General features: G+C 49.7%; 16 protein-coding genes. 4 read left to right on the top strand and 12 right to left on the bottom strand.

Features of this window, described 5'->3' with window-relative positions:
* Positions 1-6: 6 nt before the first annotated feature.
* The 3 genes from ACTHTS_RS03850 to ACTHTS_RS03860 form a co-directional block, all read right to left on the bottom strand.
* A complete protein-coding gene (locus ACTHTS_RS03850; protein WP_440369264.1) occupies positions 7-414 on the bottom strand; it encodes an MliC family protein in 408 nt (135 codons plus the stop codon).
* Between the two features lie 241 nt (positions 415-655).
* Positions 656-781 (bottom strand): type B 50S ribosomal protein L36, encoded by a 126-nt coding sequence (ykgO, locus tag ACTHTS_RS03855; RefSeq protein ID WP_003685279.1) that lies wholly within the window; start codon positions 779-781, stop codon positions 656-658.
* Entirely contained in the window at positions 781-1,056 is a 276-nt protein-coding gene (locus ACTHTS_RS03860; RefSeq protein WP_049328620.1) for a type B 50S ribosomal protein L31, read from the bottom strand. The genes ykgO and ACTHTS_RS03860 overlap by 1 nt, the downstream gene beginning before the upstream one ends.
* Positions 1,057-1,228: 172 nt before the next feature.
* Between ACTHTS_RS03860 and ACTHTS_RS03865 the strand changes: the two genes are divergently transcribed.
* A complete protein-coding gene (locus ACTHTS_RS03865) occupies positions 1,229-2,725 on the top strand; it encodes a TrkH family potassium uptake protein (protein WP_440369265.1) in 1,497 nt (498 codons plus the stop codon).
* A gap of 54 nt (positions 2,726-2,779) precedes the next feature.
* Here ACTHTS_RS03865 and galU read toward each other — a convergent pair whose 3' ends face one another.
* The 4 genes from galU to ampD all read right to left on the bottom strand — a co-directional run bounded on the left by galU (position 2,780) and on the right by ampD (position 8,388).
* Positions 2,780-3,643 (bottom strand): UTP--glucose-1-phosphate uridylyltransferase GalU, encoded by an 864-nt coding sequence (gene galU / locus ACTHTS_RS03870; protein WP_440369266.1) that lies wholly within the window; start codon positions 3,641-3,643, stop codon positions 2,780-2,782.
* Between the two features lie 126 nt (positions 3,644-3,769).
* A complete protein-coding gene (gene ligA / locus ACTHTS_RS03875) occupies positions 3,770-6,238 on the bottom strand; it encodes an NAD-dependent DNA ligase LigA (protein WP_440369267.1) in 2,469 nt (822 codons plus the stop codon).
* Positions 6,239-6,377: 139 nt separating this feature from the next.
* Positions 6,378-7,646 (bottom strand): cell division protein ZipA C-terminal FtsZ-binding domain-containing protein, encoded by a 1,269-nt coding sequence (locus tag ACTHTS_RS03880; RefSeq protein WP_440369268.1) that lies wholly within the window; start codon positions 7,644-7,646, stop codon positions 6,378-6,380.
* Between the two features lie 175 nt (positions 7,647-7,821).
* A complete protein-coding gene (gene ampD, locus ACTHTS_RS03885) occupies positions 7,822-8,388 on the bottom strand; it encodes a 1,6-anhydro-N-acetylmuramyl-L-alanine amidase AmpD (RefSeq protein WP_440369269.1) in 567 nt (188 codons plus the stop codon).
* 115 nt (positions 8,389-8,503) lie between these two features.
* Here ampD and mltG point away from each other — a divergent pair, with 115 nt between their 5' ends.
* From mltG to ACTHTS_RS03900, 3 genes are all read left to right on the top strand, one after another.
* Entirely contained in the window at positions 8,504-9,499 is a 996-nt protein-coding gene (mltG, locus tag ACTHTS_RS03890) for an endolytic transglycosylase MltG (protein ID WP_440369270.1), read from the top strand.
* A gap of 67 nt (positions 9,500-9,566) precedes the next feature.
* Positions 9,567-10,193 carry a dTMP kinase gene (gene tmk, locus ACTHTS_RS03895; RefSeq protein WP_440369271.1) on the top strand — a complete coding sequence of 209 codons (627 nt, stop codon included), beginning with the start codon at positions 9,567-9,569 and terminating at the stop codon, positions 10,191-10,193.
* A 263-nt stretch (positions 10,194-10,456) separates the two neighbouring features.
* Positions 10,457-11,737 (top strand): malic enzyme-like NAD(P)-binding protein, encoded by a 1,281-nt coding sequence (locus ACTHTS_RS03900; protein WP_440369272.1) that lies wholly within the window; start codon positions 10,457-10,459, stop codon positions 11,735-11,737.
* Positions 11,738-12,037: 300 nt separating this feature from the next.
* Here the strand turns inward: ACTHTS_RS03900 and ACTHTS_RS03905 are convergent, their stop codons facing one another.
* The 5 genes from ACTHTS_RS03905 to mreD form a co-directional block, all read right to left on the bottom strand.
* On the bottom strand, positions 12,038-13,381 hold the full coding sequence (locus ACTHTS_RS03905) for an aldehyde dehydrogenase family protein (protein WP_440369273.1): 1,344 nt from the start codon (positions 13,379-13,381) through the stop codon (positions 12,038-12,040).
* 79 nt (positions 13,382-13,460) lie between these two features.
* Positions 13,461-14,120 carry a MarC family protein gene (locus ACTHTS_RS03910; protein WP_049331467.1) on the bottom strand — a complete coding sequence of 220 codons (660 nt, stop codon included), beginning with the start codon at positions 14,118-14,120 and terminating at the stop codon, positions 13,461-13,463.
* Between the two features lies 1 nt (position 14,121).
* The gene (gene rodA / locus ACTHTS_RS03915) at positions 14,122-15,273 is read right to left on the bottom strand and encodes a rod shape-determining protein RodA (RefSeq protein ID WP_440369274.1); all 1,152 of its coding nucleotides are present in this window, start codon (positions 15,271-15,273) and stop codon (positions 14,122-14,124) included.
* Positions 15,266-17,314 (bottom strand): penicillin-binding protein 2, encoded by a 2,049-nt coding sequence (gene mrdA / locus ACTHTS_RS03920; RefSeq protein ID WP_440369275.1) that lies wholly within the window; start codon positions 17,312-17,314, stop codon positions 15,266-15,268. Before mrdA ends, rodA begins: the two co-directional genes overlap by 8 nt.
* Before the next feature lie 4 nt (positions 17,315-17,318).
* Positions 17,319-17,819, bottom strand: coding sequence for a rod shape-determining protein MreD (gene mreD / locus ACTHTS_RS03925; protein WP_440344779.1), 501 nt, complete (start codon positions 17,817-17,819; stop codon positions 17,319-17,321).
* Positions 17,820-17,821 lie beyond the last annotated feature (2 nt).

Raw genomic sequence — 17,821 nt, forward strand, 5'->3', positions numbered from 1 at the left:
TAAAAATTAGTGGGCAGAGCAAGAAGTTTCTACTTTGTTGCCGTATGGGTCAGTGAAGCCGAAGAATGCTTCGCTGCCTTTTTGATGCCATTCAGCGCCTTTGCCGAACAGGCCTTGATTGGCAACATAGCGTTCGCCTGAACCTGCAACGGCAGAAGACAGGGTGGCAACTTTGTCGTCCAGACGCAGTTCGACTTGGTTGGTGCTCAGGTTGCGGACTTGAACAGACAGGCCGTTTTCGCAGCTGAATGATTGAACACGGCCATGGCTGTGCATGTCATGATGTTGGTGGCCATGTTCGTGTGCATGATTGTGTTCATGACGTTGACCATGGTCATGGCGATGGGCTTCAGGTGCGGCACAGGCAGCGAGGCTCATGGCAGCGGCAATTGCAAGCAGGGCTTTTACTTTCATTTTTGACTCCTATGGTCAGTGTTGAAGGAAGAATGTAGCGGCATGTTATAAATATCTTTATGGCTTCACAATAGGGATAACCATTATTTACTTTTTCTTCCTGTTTTTGGGAGTATGGCAGGATTTTTTGTAGTTTTGATATGAATGATTAATGCCGTTTGAAAAAAAGCCGCACTTGCGCTAGAGGTAAACGAAAGTGCGGAAAATTCAGAGAGTTACATTGAAATATGGGTTGGGCCGCTTAACGCTGGCGTGCTTTAAAGCGGGGGTTGCTCTTGCAAATAACGTACACTTTGCCTTTTCGACGGACAATTTGGCAGTCGCGGTGTCGTTTTTTTGCAGTTTTTAGGGATGAGAGGACTTGCATCATTTATCCTTTCTGAAGGAAGACATCATGGATTGGTAACGTTGGTTGAACTTGCTGGCGCGGCCTTCGATATTGACATTGCGTTGTTTTCCTGTGTACACCGGGTGGGACGCGGAAGAAGTATCAAGCGAAAAGAGGGGATACTCTACTCCGTCCTTCCAAACCATGGTTTTTCCGTGGGTATTGGCGCATGAACGGATGAGCCATCCTTGGTCTGCGCCGCTGTCGTAAAACAGGACGGTACGATAGTTGTCTGGGTGAATATCAGGTTTCATTTCTTTCTCCAGTAAATGTTATGGTATAACATTATACTCCTAGAAAAAGAGCAGGCAAGTGTTTTTTTGTTTTTCTTTATCACGGGATTGCGGCATTTTGATAAAATATGCGGTTTCAGACGGCCTTTTTTATGAGGCCGTCTGAAACATTTTGTTTTCTGATGATAGGAATATGATGTATCTACATAAGGGTTTCAGATTGGGCAGTGCGGTAAGCAAGGTGATGCCGATTGTCCATGTATTGTCCAAGCTGGGGCTGTTGTTTTCATTGCTGTTGGCCGTGCCGACACTGATGTCGTATTTTTATCACGACAGCGCGTTTCTCGTGTTTGCCTATACGGCTTTGACCGTATTGCTGGTGTCGTGCGTAACTTGGGTTTTGACGCTGCGTTTCAACCGTGAATTGCGGCCGCGTGATGGATTTACCCTGGTATTGATGCTGTGGCTGGCCTTTGCCGTTGTGGCGGCGATGCCGATTTATTTCTATATGCCGTCCATGAGTTTTACCGATGCATTTTTTGAGGCGATGTCGGGGTTGACGACGACAGGTGCGACAGTGATTTCCGGCTTGGATACGCTGGCGCCGTCTGTAAACTTTTGGCGGCACATGCTTAACTGGCTTGGCGGTATGGGTATTATCGTGCTGGCTGTGGCAATTTTGCCGATGTTGGGCGTGGGGGGGACGCAGCTCTTCAAAGCGGAAATTCCGGGTATGGATAAAGAAAGTAAGATGGCGCCCCGCATTTCGCAAGTGGCCAAACGGCTATGGTTTGCCTATGCGCTGACAACTGCTGCGGCTTTTGTATCCTTACATATTGCCGGTATGGGTTGGTTTGATGCCTTGTGCCATGCGATGTCGGCAGTGGCCTTGGGCGGTTTTTCGACACATGATGACAGCGTTGCCTATTTTGATTCTGTGGCAGTCGAATGGACGTTGATGTTTTTTACCGTCTGGGGTGGTATCAATTTTGCCAGCCACTTTACTGCGCTGGGCAACCGCTCTTTGCAGGTGTATTGGAAAGATGAAGAATGCCGCACCATGCTGCTGGTTTTGTCGGGCAGTATTTTGATTTCGGCATTGTATCTGTGGCAGCAGGACGTGTACCAAAGCCTTGGTGAAGCTTTGCGCTTTGTCAGCTTCAACTTTGTGTCCATAGGATTGGCCAGCGGTTTCTCCAATGCTGACTTTGCCCAATGGCCGCTGATTGTGTCGCTGTGGATGTTTTTCCTGTCGAACGTGTTGGCAAGTTCAGGCTCTATGGGTGGCGGTATTAAAAACGTGCGTGCGTTGGTATTGTTTAAATTCAGCTTGCGCGAAATGTTGATTTTGCTGCATCCGCGTGCGGTTCGTACGGTAAAGGTCAACAATCGCTCCATTCCGGATCGCATGGCGCTGACCGTCATGTCGTTCATCTTTATTTACTTTATGACGGTTATCGTATTCAGCTTTTTACTGATGGCGGCAGGCTTGGACTTTTTATCCGCCTTTACGGCAGTCATTGCCTGTATTACCAATGCAGGGCCGGGTTTGGGTGCAGTTGGTCCGTCGCATAATTACGCCGCGCTGAGCGATGTACAGAAGTGGCTGTGTACGGCTGTGATGTTGTTGGGACGTTTGGAGATTTTTACCGTTTTAATTTTGTTTACTCCGGCATATTGGAAGAAATAAGTGTAGAAAAAAGCCGTCTGAAATTTCAGACGGCCTTTTTATAAATAGCTGAACTTAAGCGTATTGCTTGAGCAATTCTTTAAATTGTTCGCCGGTTTCAGGGTGTTTCAGACCGTAAGCCACAGTCGCTTCAAGGTAACCCAATTTGCTGCCGCAGTCGTAGCGTTTACCTTCAAATGCATGAGCCAAGACAAACTCATGATCAAGCAGGCGGGCGATACCGTCTGTCAGTTGAATTTCGCCGCCGGCACCGCGGGGCAGGTTGGACAACAAGTCAAAAATACGCGGGGTCAGGATGTAGCGGCCGACAACAGCAAGATTGGAAGGTGCTTCTTCCGGTTTGGGTTTTTCAACAATATTGACTACACGTTGATAGCTTTTCAGTTTTTCAACTTCAACGATACCGTAAGAGCCTGTTTGGGAAGGATCAACGGTTTCAACGCCCAAAACGCTGTTACCGCTTTGGTTGTACACATCAACCATCTGTTTCAATGCACCTTTAGGTGCATCAATCAAATCGTCTGCCAAAATAACGGCAAAAGGTTCATTACCAACGGCAGCCTGTGCGCACAATACGGCGTGACCCAAACCCAATGCTTCAGTTTGACGGATGTACATGCAGGTAATGTTGGAAGGCAGGATATCGCGAACGTGCGCCAACAGTTTGTCTTTTTGACGCAATTCCAATTCGGTTTCTAACTCGTATGCTTTGTCGAAGTGGTCTTCGATACTGCGTTTGTTACGGCCGGTGATGAACACCATTTCAGTACAGCCGGCTTCAACCGCTTCTTCAACTGCATATTGAATCAGAGGTTTGTCCACGATAGGCAGCATTTCTTTGGGGCTGGCTTTGGTCGCAGGCAAGAAACGGGTGCCCATACCGGCAACGGGAAAGACGCATTTTTTAATGGGTTTCATATTATTATCCTATTTTAACTGTGGGTTTATACCCAAAAAGTGTAAAGATGTAGTCACATGTAGCGATGATACCACATGATAAGGAAGCAGTTGGCTTGAAAAGGCGGATTGCTTGTAGATACTGTCTTATCTCAGCAACGACAGTAATTCTTCTTCGCTCAATACGGCCACGCCCAAAGCTTGGGCTTTTTCCAATTTACTGCCTGCGGCTTCTCCGGCGACAACGTAGTCGGTTTTTTTGGATACGCTGCCGGAAACTTTACCGCCTGCAGCCTCAATCATAGCTTGGGCTTGGTCGCGTTTGAGTGTGGGTAAAGCCCCTGTTAATACAAAGGTTTTACCTGCTATGGCCTCGTTAATGCCGTCTGAAATAGTTTCATCTTGAAGATTAGACAGCGTTTGAGCAAAGAAAGTTTTCATATTTTCAAGCAGGGCTGCGTTTTGCGGTTTACTGCGCCATGTCTGCCAATCGGCAGGCAATGCTTTATCGCTTTGCAAACCTTCTATGCTTTGTCCGGCAAGCTCCCACAAGGCCAGTGCTTTAGTTTCGCTGATTTTAAAATCGGGTAAGCGGGCAATCCAGCGTTGCGGCTCGGCATGGCGTAACGGCGGGATAGTGACAGCCTGGCTTTGCGGGGCAACACCTACAGTCAGCAGCTCGTCTATCATCGCCTGTTGCGCTTCTTGGGCAAAAAAGTGGGCGATGGAGCGGGCAACCACCGTACCGATATCGGGCAGGCAGGCGAGGATGGGTTCAGGTGCATGGCGGACGTGTTTCAGTGTACCGAATGCCTGTGCCAGCGTTTTGGCGGTGCGTTCGCCAACGTGACGGATGCCGAGGGCAAAAAGGAAGCGGGCAAGTTCAGGCGTTTTGCTGGCTTCTATGCCTGCAAGGATGTTTTCCGCCCATTTGGTCGGTTGTTTTTTATTGTTTTTGGCAAGCAGAGTATTGTCGGTCTCGCCTTCAAAGTTTTCAATCTTATCGTTTAATTGTTCTCCCTCATTAGCTGACGCTTTATCCGCTGTTTCCTTCATTTTTTGTAGGGTTGGAATATCGAGGCGGTAGAGGTCGGCGAAATGACGAACCAAATCTTGTGCGACCAGCTGCTCGATTTGTTTTTGACCAAGTCCGTCGATATCCATGGCTTTGCGTGAGGCAAAGTGGATTAAACCTTGCGCACGTTGTGCTTGGCAAAGCATACCGCCGCTGCATCGGGCAACCGCTTCGCCTTCTTCACGTTCGATTTCGCTGCGGCAGATAGGGCAATGGGTGGGCAGGCGGTAGGGTTTGTGAAGCGGTTCGGCTCGGGTTTCAGAAGGTGTTTCGGCGAATAAATCATCTTGCAGGCCGTCTGAAACAGCAATGTTGGTCTCCTGCATTGGGCGGCGTTCAAAAATCACGCGCACTACCTCGGGAATCACGTCTCCGGCGCGGCGCACGACAACTGTATCGCCAACGCGTACGTCTTTGCGCGATACTTCGTCCTGATTGTGCAGTGTGGCGTTGGTAACGGTAACGCCGCCGACGAATACAGGTTGCAGGCGGGCGACGGGGGTTACTGCGCCGGTGCGCCCGATTTGTACATCAATGGCTTCGACAATGGTCAATGCTTCTTCGGCAGGGAATTTGTGGGCAATGGCCCAGCGCGGTGCGCGTGAGATGAAGCCGAGTTCGCGCTGTTGCGCCAAGCTGTTGACTTTGACCACCATGCCGTCGATTTCATAAGGTAAAGTAGGGCGTTTTTGCTGCATTTGCTCGTAAAACGCCAATACTTCGTCGATATTTTTGAAACAGCAGAAATTACCGTCAGGCAGGCTGAAGCCGAGTTCTTTACAGTAGCTCAGCTCTTGCAGGTGTTCTTCCGCGACAAAACCGCCTTGTTGTCGGGCGATGGAATAGGGGAAGAAATGCAGTTTGCGCTGTGCCGTAATGCGCGAATCGAGTTGACGCAGACTGCCGGCGGCGGCATTGCGCGGATTGGCGAAAGGTTTTTGTCCGTTTTCAGCTTGTCGTGCGTTTAAAGCGGCAAAATCGGCTTTGAGCATCAGTACTTCGCCGCGTATTTCGATAAGCTCGGGAATATTTTCTCCATGCAGGCGCAGGGGAATGTTGGATACGGTTTTGACGTTTTGGGTAACGTCTTCGCCAGTTGTGCCGTCACCACGGGTTGCCGCTTGAGTCAATACGCCGTCGCGGTACAGCAGGCTGATGGCCAGACCGTCAAATTTAGGTTCGATAACGTATTCCGGTTTTTCTCCGTTTAATCCGCCACGAACGCGCTCATCAAAAGCGTACATTTCGGCATGGTCAAACACGCCGTTTTCATCTTGTGGCGAGAAGGCATTGGTCAGTGACAACATAGGCACTTCATGACGCACTTCATCAAAGCCTGCCAAAGGCTCGCCACCGACACGCTGTGTCGGGCTGTCGGGCAGTTTGAACTCGGGGTAGTTTCGCTCCAATGCCTCGAGCTCGCGGAATAATTTGTCGTATTCGGCGTCGGGTACGCTGGGCGCATCTAGGGTGTAGTATTCGTAGGCGTAGCGGTTGAGGAGGTCGGTCAGGTATTTGATACGTTGTGCGGTCGGATTCATGAGTAATCGAAATAGAGTTTTCAGACGGCCTGATGATAGAGAGGCCGTCTGAAAATCGATGAATATTGAAGATGAAGGGATTTTACCTGAAAAAAGCGGATATGCCGTCATTGCATATCCGCTTTTTGATTGGGGAAGTTTAAGAGAACAGGCGCAGGGCTTGTTTGCTGCCAGGTTTGATGCCGACTTTAAGCATTTCTTCCTGACGGGCCAAAACGTAGTTGCGTACGTCTTTGAGCCATTGGGTGGAAACTTCTTCCATTTGGTCGTTAACCAAATCCAAGCTGAGTTGGCCGGAAAGTTTGACTGCCAAGTCCATGAATTTGTCGAAAGTTTTTTCGCCGGCAGGAACATGCGGAATATCCAGAAGCATGCTGAAACCGCGGTAGGCTTGGTTGTCCAACAGTGGATTGGTAAACGGTTTGTTGTCCAAAGTATGGATGGAGAACAATTGAGGATTGTTGTTGTCGCCGAAGTGGAACGCGCCGTCTTCACCGAGTTTGAAGCCTGTATCTTCCACGGCGGCACGCAATTCTACGCCGCTGATATTGGAATGGGAAACCAAGTGAATGGCGATGGTTTGGTCAACACGCGCACAGAATTGGTCGAGGGCTTGCGCAACTTCGGTGAACGCGTCCAAGTCGGTATGCAAAACTTTACCGTCCATCAGTTGGGAAAAAGCATTAACCTGTTGGTCGAATTGTTGCAACTCTTCACGCGCGGCCAAACCGTTGCGGCTGACAGCTTGCAGGCCCATGACGAAGCCTTGGTAGTAAACACCCGGAATCGGCTCGGCAACGCGGAAATGGTCGTCCATGGTGCAACCGATGATTTGGAAGCGGTGAGTGCCGGAAAGGCGCGGCAGGGCGTGCAATTCTTGGGCTTGTTTCAGGGAGATGTAGGCCATGTAGTCGAAGCGCGGGTCAAACCAAGGCAGCTCGACTTGAGACAATTCATCCAAGCTGATCAATGGTACTTGTGCCACAGGCTCGGCTGTGGTTTCAACCGGAGCAGAAGCGGCTTCGGCTGGGCTTACGGTAATTTCGTTGTTCAAGCCGATAACGGTGTGTTGAACTTTTTCTTCTGCGGAAAAGTCGTCTTCCATAGTCAGCTCGACATCGGTTTTAAGTTGGGCAGGGTGGGCCAGTTTGGCTTTTGCCGCGTAGATTTCATCTTGCTCTTGCAGGTTGCGCAATGCCTCTTCGTTTTTTTTGTTTTTCTTGATAAACAAACCTTGGCCGCCGGTTTCTTTGCTGTCGCGGACGTGTTTGGTTTTACTAGTCAAAAGTGCGTCTTTATCGGAATGGCCGAATTGTTCGCGCACTTGTTTGCGGTATTGGTTTTCCTGGTACATGTTGTAACCGATGACCGCCAAAAGAGCGGCGAGGGCTAAGACGATGAAAATCATGGAGTAATCACTTTTTAAAAAGGCAGCATTCCGTCTTTTTCAGGGTGCGGAATCTTGCTGCGTGGGAAGTTCGTTGGAGCCGGACTTTATGCGTCCGAATGAATAGCTGAATTATAACGAAAATAAACGGTTGTGACAGCATTATGTCTGCCAATCATTTCAGGCCGTCTGAAAGTTATCCGCGCCGGATGGGGAAACCTGCTTTTTGAAGGCGAGGCCAATCGAAGAAATGTCCGGGATCGGTTTTCCTGTCCGGCGCGATGTCCTGATGACCGGTAACGGCCTGAATCGGGTAATGTTCGGAAATAGCGGTCAGCAAGGCTTGCAGGCTGGTGTATTGTGCTTCGGTAAAAGGCTCGAAATCGCAGCCTTCCAATTCGATACCGATGGAGAAAGCATTGCATTTTTCTCTGCCTTGAAATGACGATACGCCGGCATGATAGGCCATGTCGTCGCAGGAAACGAATTGGACGGTTTCACCTTTACGGCTGATGAAAAAATGGCTGGAAACGCGCAAGGTATGGATGATGCTGAAAAAAGGATGCTCGTCAGGGTTGATTTGGTTGGTAAACAATTTTTCCACTGCCCCTGTGTTGTACTCAAAAGGAGGGAGGGAAATATTGTGGAGGACAACCAATGAGACGTTTTCATCCGGCTCGCGCGGGCTGAAATTAGGCGAATGAGTTTGACGTGCATTCAGCCAACGGCCGTTTTGCCAAGTGTTTTTTGAAGGGGAATTCATGGTTTCAGACGGCCTTTCAGGATAGGAAAACATACGTTGGGGAAGGTGGCAGGCGTGGTGCGCTTGTTTTCGGTTATACTGTCGCCAGACACGTTCACAAACCAAGAATCCTACCATGCTGAAAAAATTGTTGAAATGGCTGGCCGTATTTTTGACGGCATTTGCCGCCGTGGTTGCCGCATTGTTGTTTGTTCCGAAAGACAACGGCAAACCATATCGTATTACCATTACCAAAAACCAAGGTATCTCTTCCGTCAGCCGCAAACTGGCTCAAGACGGCATCGTTTATAACCGTTATGTGCTGGTAGCCGCCGCATATGTGATGGGCGTACACAACCAACTTAATGCCGGTTCTTACCGCCTGTCTGCCAAAGTATCGGCTTGGGACATTTTAAAACGCATTAAAAAAGGCCGTCCTGATTCGGTCAGCGTGCAAATTTTGGAAGGCGCGCGTTTTGCCCAAATGCGCCGTATTATCGACAACACTGCCGACATTTCCCATGATACGCGCGGTTGGAGTGATGAAAAACTGATGGCCGAAGTGGCACCCGATGCCTTGAGCAGCAATCCTGAAGGACAGTTTTTCCCGGATAGTTACGAAATTGATGCCGGTGGCAGCGATCTTCAAATTTACAAAATCGCCTACCGTAAAATGCGAGAAAACCTGCAAGAAGCATGGGACGACCGTCAAAGCGGCCTGCCTTATAAAAATCCGTACGAAATGCTGATTATGGCGAGTCTGATTGAAAAAGAAACCGCACACGAAGACGACCGCGCCCATGTGGCAGCAGTATTCGTCAACCGCCTGAATATCGGCATGCGCCTGCAAACCGACCCGACTGTCATCTATGGCATGGGCGATGCGTATAAGGGCAGAATCCGTAAAGCCGACCTGCAACGCGATACGCCTTACAATACCTATACGCGCAGCGGTTTGACGCCGACGCCGATTGCGCTTCCCGGCAAGGCTGCGCTTGAAGCGGCGGGTCATCCGTCTGATGAAAAATATCTGTATTTCGTTTCAAAAATGGATGGTACGGGCTTGAGCGAGTTCAGCCACAATCTTTCTGAACACAACGCTGCCGTACGTAAATATATTTTGAAGAAATAAACCGAATAGGCCGTCTGAAACATTTATAATCCCTGTTTCAGACGGCCTTTAAATTGATGATATCCATATGAAACCCAGATTTATTACCCTTGACGGCATAGACGGCGCAGGCAAATCCACCAACCTCGCCGTAATGAAAGCATGGTTTGAGAAACACAAACTGCCCGTATTGTTTACGCGAGAACCGGGAGGTACTCCGGCCGGAGAAGCATTGCGTGAAATCCTGCTCAATCCTGCCACCCAAGTCAGCCTGCGTACCGAAACCCTGCTGATGTTTGCAGCCAGACAGCAACACTTGGAAACAGTCATTCTGCCTGCCCTGAAAAACGGCACGCATGTGGTTTCAGACCGCTTTACCGATGCAACGTTTGCCTATCAAGGCGGCGGACGCGGCGTTCCCCTGCAAGATATTGATACGCTTGAGCATTGGGTACAGGGCGATTTCCGCCCAGATTTAACCTTACTGTTGGATGTGCCTTTGGAAGTGTCAATGGCGCGCATCAACCAAACGCGTGAGAAAGATCGCTTTGAACAAGAAGAAGCCGAGTTTTTCAATCGGGTACGCGAAGTATATCTGCAACGTGCTAACGAACAGCCGGAACGCTATGCCGTCATCGACAGCAGCCAAAGTCTGGACGCGGTAAAAAATCAGATTGAAACCGCGCTAGACAGTCATTTTGGATTGAATGTTTAAGTTTAAATAAAATGCCGTCTGAAAGAAGGGTAGTGTGGCGAAGAAATATTATTACAGAAGTTTTTAGACATAAAACCAAATAAAACGAAATATCAAAACAAATGTAATAAATATCGGTATGCGCCACCAAAAGAACATGATAAAATTACGGTCCCTTACAAAGCCGGTCTGTTAACAACCCGACTTTAGAAATTTTAAACGTCTGAAACAGCCTGTTTCAGACTTGTTCGCTGTAAAATCTCTCTCGCAAACAGGATCGATAAATGGAAAATTCATTAAAAGAAGCCGCCCTGCAGTTCCACGAATTCCCCGTGCCGGGCAAAATCTCCGTTACCCCAACCAAATCTCTGGCCACGTCTAAAGACTTGGCGTTGGCGTACTCTCCGGGCGTAGCTGCTCCTTGTATGGAAATCCATGCCGATCCGCAAACTGCCTACAAATACACTGCCAAAGGCAATTTGGTTGCCGTGATTTCCAACGGTACAGCAGTGTTGGGTTTGGGCAACATCGGCGCATTGGCCGGTAAACCTGTAATGGAAGGTAAAGGCGTATTGTTCAAAAAATTCGCCGGTGTTGACGTATTCGATATCGAAATCGATGAAAAAGACCCTCAAAAACTGGTGGACATCATCGCTTCTTTGGAACCGACTTTCGGCGGTATCAACCTCGAAGACATCAAAGCGCCTGAGTGCTTCTACATCGAACGCGAATTGCGCAAACGTTGCAAAATCCCTGTATTCCACGACGACCAACACGGTACCGCCATCATTACCGCTGCTGCTGTACTGAACGCTTTGCGTTATACCGGCCGCAAAATTGAGGAAGCGACTTTGGTGTGCTCCGGCGCAGGTGCTGCAGCGATTGCCTGCTTGAACCAATTGCTGGATTTGGGTCTGAAACGTGAAAACGTAACTGTCTGCGACTCCAAAGGCGTGATTTATAAAACACGCGAAGATAAAGACCGTATGGACGAGTCCAAACAGTTCTACGCCATTGAAGATAACGGCCAACGCGTATTGGCCGATGCCGTTAAAGGTAAAGATATCTTCTTGGGTCTGTCCGGCGCAAACCTGCTGATGCCTGAAATGCTGAACACCATGAACGAAAAACCAATCGTGTTCGCCATGGCAAACCCGAATCCGGAAATCCTGCCTCCATTGGCAAAAGAAACCCGTCCGGATGTGGTCATCGGTACCGGCCGTTCAGACTTCCCGAACCAAGTGAACAACGTATTGTGCTTCCCATTCATCTTCCGTGGCGCATTGGATGTCGGCGCGACCACCATCAACGAAGAAATGAAACGCGCCTGCGTGTATGCTTTGGCTGATTTGGCGATGGAAGAGGTAACTGAAGAAGTGGTTGCCGCTTACGGTAAGAAATTTGAATTCGGTGCGGAATACCTGATTCCTACCCCATTCGACTCCCGCCTGTTGCCGCGCGTTGCTTCTGCTACCGCTAAAGCAGCTATGGAAAGCGGCGTGGCTACCCGTCCAATCGCCGACTTGGATGCGTACGCTGCTAAATTGGCTGAATGGAAACTGTAATTCAGTAAATAGTGCTTGATTGAAAAGGCCGTCTGAAGTTGTATTTCAGACGGCCTTTTTGTTTATTGGGTATTTTAGAAACGGTTTAATGCAGCAATCGGAATGAAGAACATGATAATCTGTTGATTCAAAACCGACGTGGGCATATGGATTGCTTTCTAAGATAGGTTTCTTATTTTTGAGCGGCTTTGACTTTGCAGGGTTTGTACGGAATTAAATACAATATTTTTGCCAGCTTTTTTAAACAATATCAGGCCGTCTGAAATCGGGTTTTTAGACGGCCTGAGTTGATGAAACGGTTTATTTTTGCCAATAGGTTTTGATGTTGACGAACTCGTACAGTCCGAATTCTGATAGCTCGCGTCCATAGCCTGAAGCTTTGACGCCGCCAAAGGGGAGGCGCAGGTCGCTGCTGGTGTGGCGATTGATAAAGACAGAGCCTGCTTGGATTTTTTCGGCGTATTGCCATGCGTTTGCCGTGTCCGCGGTGTAAATGCAGGCGCCGAGGCCGAAAGGTGTGTCATTGGCAAGCGCGACGGCGTGATCCGGATTGTCGGCGCGTAAGATCATGGCAACCGGGCCGAAGACTTCTTCGTGCCAAACGCGGCAGTTGGGGTTGACTCGATCCAAGACGGTAGCAGGGTAAAACCAGCTTTCTCCATCAGGGATATAGCCGCCGCTCAAGCATTCTGCACCGTGTGCAACCGCATCTTGAACCTGCTCGTGTACGGTTTGACGCAAGTCTTCACGGTGAAGCGGGGCAAGGGTGGTGTTCGGATCTTTGGGATTGCCGGTTTGCAGTTTGGCGCACTCGGCAAGGAAGAGTGAGATAAATTGTTCGGCAATATCTTGGGTAACAACGATGCGTTTAGCGGCATTGCAGGATTGTCCGGCATCGCGAAAGCGCGAATAGCAGGCATCGATGGCTGCGCGTTGCAGATCGGCGTCGGGCAGGATGATAAACGGATTGCTGCCGCCCAATTCAAGGACGTTTTTTTTCAGATGTCTTCCTGCATGTGTGGCCAGCAAGCGGCCGGTATGGGTCGAACCGGTAAATGCCATGGCATCGGTATCTTCAATGGCTTTAAGCGTGTCTTCATGGTTTAACCATGCGCCGATAAGCGGCAAATCTTTGGGGACGAGGCTGAAGAGGGTTTCGCTGACGCGGGCAACACTGGGTGCAGGTTTGACCGCGCAGGCATTGCCGGCGCACAGGGCTGGGATGGCAAATCGTAAAATCTGCCAAACAGGATAGTTCCACGGCATGACCGCCAAAACAACGCCTAAAGGCTCGAAGTGGACCTGGCTGAGGCTGGCTTGGGTGGCGATGGTTTTATGGGCAAGCAGCTCGGGGGCAAGGCGGACGTAGTAGCGGATAAGCTCGATGGATTTGCTGATTTCTGCACGGCATTCGTGCAGGCAGCGTCCGACTTCTTCGCAAACCATTTCGGCGAGGCGTTCTTGGTTTTGGGCGAGGCTGTCAGCAAATTGCTGTAAGAGGGCGGTGCGCTCGGTAATGCTTGATTGCGCGAAGGTTTGCTGAAGGGTTTGGAGGCGGTTTAATTCGTCGGTGAACTCGGTATAGCTTTGCGCCGGTCGGCGGTAAATGGTTTCTCCGGTGAAGACATGGGTGCTGTGAAACATGGTTGGCTCCTTTGTTTTTATGTTTTTATGAGGCCGTCTGAAAATGTTTCAGACGGCCTTTTATTGTAATAATTGTACTTCAAGCGACCAGTTGGGGAAAAATAGATTTTAAGCCGGCAACAATAATCTCTACGGAAATGGCGGCAAGCATCATGCCCATAATGCGGTTGAGGATGGTCAGGCCGGTCGTGCCCAAGCGTTTGCTGATGCGTCCGGCAACGATCAGGATGAGATAGCAAATCAGGCTGACCAGAAAGCCGGAGATGATAATTAGGGCAATATCGCTGTAATTTTTGGCGGCAGAGGAGTAAATGATGACAGTAGAGATACCGCCGGGGCCGATGGTAATCGGAATGGCAATGGGTACGACGGCAATGGCTTTTTCATTGCGGCGGACTTGTTGCTCATGGTGATGCTCTTCTGAATTGGGGTCGATTTTGGGCTTGGCAGGATTATCGTTGCCGTTCATTAAGGAGATGGCAATCAGCAAAACCAGAATACCGCCGCCGACTTGGAAGGAGCCGACGCTGATACCGAGTACTTTCAACAAGATACCGCCGCCCAGTGCAAAGACGACAATCACGATGAAAACAGCCAATGCGGCAGTACGCGCGATTCTGCGTTTTTCTTTGGTGCTGTGGTTCTGTGTCAGATCAAGATAAATCGAGAGCGCGCTGAAAGGATTAATCAGCACGAGAAATGCCACAAGCAGCTTGCCAATTTCTACACCCAGTTCCATATTATTCCTCGCTTTCAGTTAGGTCATCGTTATCCGCATTACGGCGGCGGAGGTTTTTGTGTTCATTGGCAATACCCATTAACAGGGCGAGCACCACCATGATGGAAAGTGTAGCCGTACCGCCGTAGCTGACCAAGGGGAGGGGGACGCCGACAACGGGCAAAATACCGCTGACCATGCCCATGTTTACAAAGGCATAGCAGAAAAAAGTCATGGTCAACGCGCCTGCCAAAGTACGGCTGTAAAGGGATTGCGCTTGCGCGGCAATCCACAATCCGCGTGCCAGAATGATAAGGTAAACCAGCAGTAAAAGGATATTGCCAATCAGGCCGAATTCTTCGCCGAATACTGCGAAAATAAAGTCAGTCGTTGATTCGGGAATATAGTCCAAATGGGTTTGCGTACCGTTGAGCCAGCCTTTACCCCATACACCGCCCGAGCCGATGGCAATCATGGATTGGATGATGTGGTAGCCTGCTCCTAACGGATCTTTGGTTGGGTCGAGCAGGGTGAGGACGCGGGTTTTCTGATAGTCGTGCATGCCGTAATTCCACAAGAGCGGCAAAGCGGCCACAAAGGCAATAATGGCGGCAAAAATAGCCTTCCAAGGTAATCCGGCAAAGAAGATGACAAAAATACCCGAAGCCATAATCAGCGCGGCCGTACCGAGGTCGGGCTGTTTCAAAATCAGGGCGACAGGAACAAGAATCAGCACGAGGGCGACAATATAATGTATCCATTTCAGACGGCCTTCATAGCGTTGGAAATACCACGCGACAGTCATGGGAATGCCGATTTTCATGATTTCGGAAGGTTGGATACGGGTAAAGCCGAGACTCAGCCAACGGGTTGAGCCGTTGACGGTAACGCCAGCGACTTCAACGCCAATCAGCAGTAATACGCCGACAATGTAAACAGGCAGGGCAACTTTGGCAGCCGTTTGCGGCTTGAATACGGCGATAATCCATAAAAGGGCAAAGCCTAAAACGGTATGGATGGTTTTGTTTTCCAATTGGCCGAACTCTTGCCCGTCCGCAGAATAGAGCAGGAACAGGCTCATGATATAGATGGCGAGCATGGCAAAAAACAGCCAAGGGTCAATTGGGGCTGCAATGGTGGATTTTAAATTTTTCCACGCTGATGTGTTATTCATGATGAACCTCCGGCTGTGAGGCAGGGCTTGTCGGCGTCAGTCCGTAGGCGGATTGGAAAATACTGGTAATAGGCTGATGTTTATCAGTTTTTTCAGTTTGGGTAAAATCTGATTCAAGTCCGTCTGAAAACTGTTGCGGCTTGACGTGAAGCATATAAAAATCAGTCATTTCACGAGCCAATGGCGCGGCATACGCACCCCAACCGCCGTTTTCCAAAATAACGGCAATGGCGATTTCAGGTTTTTCCAATGGCGCAAACGAGATAAACCATGCGTGGTCGCGGTGTTGTTCGCGCAGGGCTGCGGCATTATAGCGGCCGCCTTGTTTAATTTGTACGACTTGGGCCGTACCGGTTTTACCGCCCATCGTATAAGCGAGTCCGCCACCGATACGGTGTGCCGTACCGCCCGGTTTCAATACCTTTTCCATTGCGCGTTTGACGTATTCGAAGTTGTCGGCTTTGAACGGAATTTGACGCTCGGGATTGGGGTTGATGCGGGTAATTTTGCGTGCGCCGAAATCCAATACTTCTTTGACCAAATGTGGCTGATGAACGACACCGTTATTGGCCAGAGATGCTGTCGCATGTGCCATTTGCAAAGGCGTGTAGGCGTTGTAGCCTTGGCCGATGCTGACGGAAACCATTTCGCCGGCGCGCCATTCTTTGGCAGTCGGGTCGGAAGATTTGGCAAAGCGTTTGGCTTTCCATTCGCGGCTGGGCAAAACGCCTACATATTCACTAGGCAGGTCAATGCCGGTTTTCTGGCCGAAACCGAATTGCGCCAGATACGGAGAGGCTTTATCGATACCCATTTCGTAACCCAAACGGTAGAAGAAGGTATCTGAGGATACTTGAATGGCTTTGCTCAAGTTGGCCGAGCCGTGACCGCTGCGGACGGAGTCGCGGAAGATATGGCGGCTGCCGGGTATGCTCCATGCGCCGGGAGCGGGGACGATGGTGTTTTGAGTGATTTTGCCGCTTTCCAACAAGGCCATGCCCATAAAGGGTTTGAATGTAGAACCCGGCGGATAAAGGCCTTGGGTAACGCGGTTGATCAAAGGTTTTTTCCAATCGTCATTCAGCATTTTCCAAGTGTCGCTGTCGATGCCATCAATAAAGAGGTTGGGATCGAAGGAAGGTTTAGAAACAAATGCCAAAACAGTACCGTCTTGCGGATTGATGGCCACCAATGCGCCACGACGGTCGTCCAAGATGCGGTCGGCTTCCTGCTGCATACGGATATCCATGCCTAGGCGCAAGGTTTGCCCCATTTTGGACGGGACATTTTTCAATACGCGGACGATATTGCCGTAAGCGTCTTTTTCGACTTCTTGATAGCCTGGAACACCATGAAGCTGGTGTTCGTAATATTTTTCCAAGCCGGATTTGCCGATATGCGTACTGCCGCGGTAGAGGGCGGTCAGGCCTTCTTCTTCCAGCATTTCTTTGTCTTTATCGCTAATACGGCCGATATAGCCTAAGAAATGGGAGGTCAGTTTGCCGTAAGGATATTCGCGGAATGTGCGTGAGTTGACCTCTACACCTTTGAATTCGCGCAGATGCACGGACAAACGGGCTGCCTCTTCATCGGTCAGCCTGAGCTTTAGCGGGATATTTTCAAATTTTCGATAGCTTTCACGGTATTTTTTGAAGCGTTTTAAATCTGTCGGCGTGATATCAACGTATTTTTTTAATGCTTCAATGACATCTTCCATCTTGCCTTCAATGCGGCTGGGAATAACTTCGAGAGAAAAGACTGGATAGTTTTTGGCCAAAGGAACGCCGTTAATGTCGACGATTTCGCCGCGTACGGGCGGCGTTGGAATCAGGGTAATGCGGTTGCTCGATGCCTGACCGGAAAACTCGTTGTGTTGAGTCACTTGCAGGTAGAAGAACCGCGCCAGCAAGATGGAAAAGAAGATGACGATCAGGATAAAAGCAACGAGCAGGCGCAACAAAGCGTCGGCTTGTGCTGCCTGAGCGGAAGGTTTTTTGGTATGTTGACCACCGGAAAGACGGCGTGGAAGAATCGGTTTCATCTTTTCAGTGGGAGCGGTAAATACGGGTCACAATCAGCATCAACTGGCTGAGTATCGGCCAAAGTAGTGCGCCGACAAATGGGGCAACAAAGCCTTGCAAAGTGATGACCTGATGATTAAGGAACAAACGGGCAACAGTTAAGACGGCCTGGTTGAGAAGCAGCGCAGCCAAGACAGCAGCCAATTGCATAATGTGGCCGTAAAGCATAATCTGGCGGCGGCGGTTTAAGATGAAATAAGTCATCACGACGTAAGACAGGGCGTGCAAGCCCAAAGTCGCGGCGGTTGCTGCATCGACAATCAGACCGATGGCAAAAGCCAGTCCCATACCTGCACGTTGCGGCTGGTGCAATGTCCAATATAGCAACATCAGTGCCGTCATTTCAGGCAGCCAAAAGAATCCGTCAAAGGAAAACGGCATAAAGTCCAGTATCATCATCACAATGAGACTGGCTGCCATGATGTGCAGCGGTACTGCACGGTAAGAATCGTCAAAATCGGTCATGA

The sequence above is a fragment of the Neisseria sp. P0019.S003 genome, assembly GCF_051957115.1.
Lineage (GTDB): Bacteria > Pseudomonadota > Gammaproteobacteria > Burkholderiales > Neisseriaceae > Neisseria > Neisseria flavescens_D.

What these genes read in the sequence shown, in the direction of transcription:
- ACTHTS_RS03905 (WP_440369273.1), bottom strand. Translation starts at nt 13,381, where the DNA reads ATGTTTCACAGCACCCATGTCTTCACCGGAGAAACCATTTACCGCCGA.
- mreD (WP_440344779.1), bottom strand. Translation starts at nt 17,819, where the DNA reads ATGACCGATTTTGACGATTCTTACCGTGCAGTACCGCTGCACATCATG.
- mrdA (WP_440369275.1), bottom strand. Translation starts at nt 17,314, where the DNA reads ATGAAACCGATTCTTCCACGCCGTCTTTCCGGTGGTCAACATACCAAA.
- ACTHTS_RS03910 (WP_049331467.1), bottom strand. Translation starts at nt 14,120, where the DNA reads ATGGAACTGGGTGTAGAAATTGGCAAGCTGCTTGTGGCATTTCTCGTG.
- galU (WP_440369266.1), bottom strand. Translation starts at nt 3,643, where the DNA reads ATGAAACCCATTAAAAAATGCGTCTTTCCCGTTGCCGGTATGGGCACC.
- ACTHTS_RS03880 (WP_440369268.1), bottom strand. Translation starts at nt 7,646, where the DNA reads ATGATTTTCATCGTCTTAGCCCTCGCCGCTCTTTTGGCGGTCATCGGT.
- ACTHTS_RS03900 (WP_440369272.1), top strand. Translation starts at nt 10,457, where the DNA reads ATGGAAAATTCATTAAAAGAAGCCGCCCTGCAGTTCCACGAATTCCCC.
- rodA (WP_440369274.1), bottom strand. Translation starts at nt 15,273, where the DNA reads ATGAATAACACATCAGCGTGGAAAAATTTAAAATCCACCATTGCAGCC.
- ligA (WP_440369267.1), bottom strand. Translation starts at nt 6,238, where the DNA reads ATGAATCCGACCGCACAACGTATCAAATACCTGACCGACCTCCTCAAC.
- tmk (WP_440369271.1), top strand. Translation starts at nt 9,567, where the DNA reads ATGAAACCCAGATTTATTACCCTTGACGGCATAGACGGCGCAGGCAAA.
- ampD (WP_440369269.1), bottom strand. Translation starts at nt 8,388, where the DNA reads ATGAATTCCCCTTCAAAAAACACTTGGCAAAACGGCCGTTGGCTGAAT.
- ACTHTS_RS03850 (WP_440369264.1), bottom strand. Translation starts at nt 414, where the DNA reads ATGAAAGTAAAAGCCCTGCTTGCAATTGCCGCTGCCATGAGCCTCGCT.
- ykgO (WP_003685279.1), bottom strand. Translation starts at nt 781, where the DNA reads ATGCAAGTCCTCTCATCCCTAAAAACTGCAAAAAAACGACACCGCGAC.
- mltG (WP_440369270.1), top strand. Translation starts at nt 8,504, where the DNA reads ATGCTGAAAAAATTGTTGAAATGGCTGGCCGTATTTTTGACGGCATTT.
- ACTHTS_RS03860 (WP_049328620.1), bottom strand. Translation starts at nt 1,056, where the DNA reads ATGAAACCTGATATTCACCCAGACAACTATCGTACCGTCCTGTTTTAC.
- ACTHTS_RS03865 (WP_440369265.1), top strand. Translation starts at nt 1,229, where the DNA reads ATGATGTATCTACATAAGGGTTTCAGATTGGGCAGTGCGGTAAGCAAG.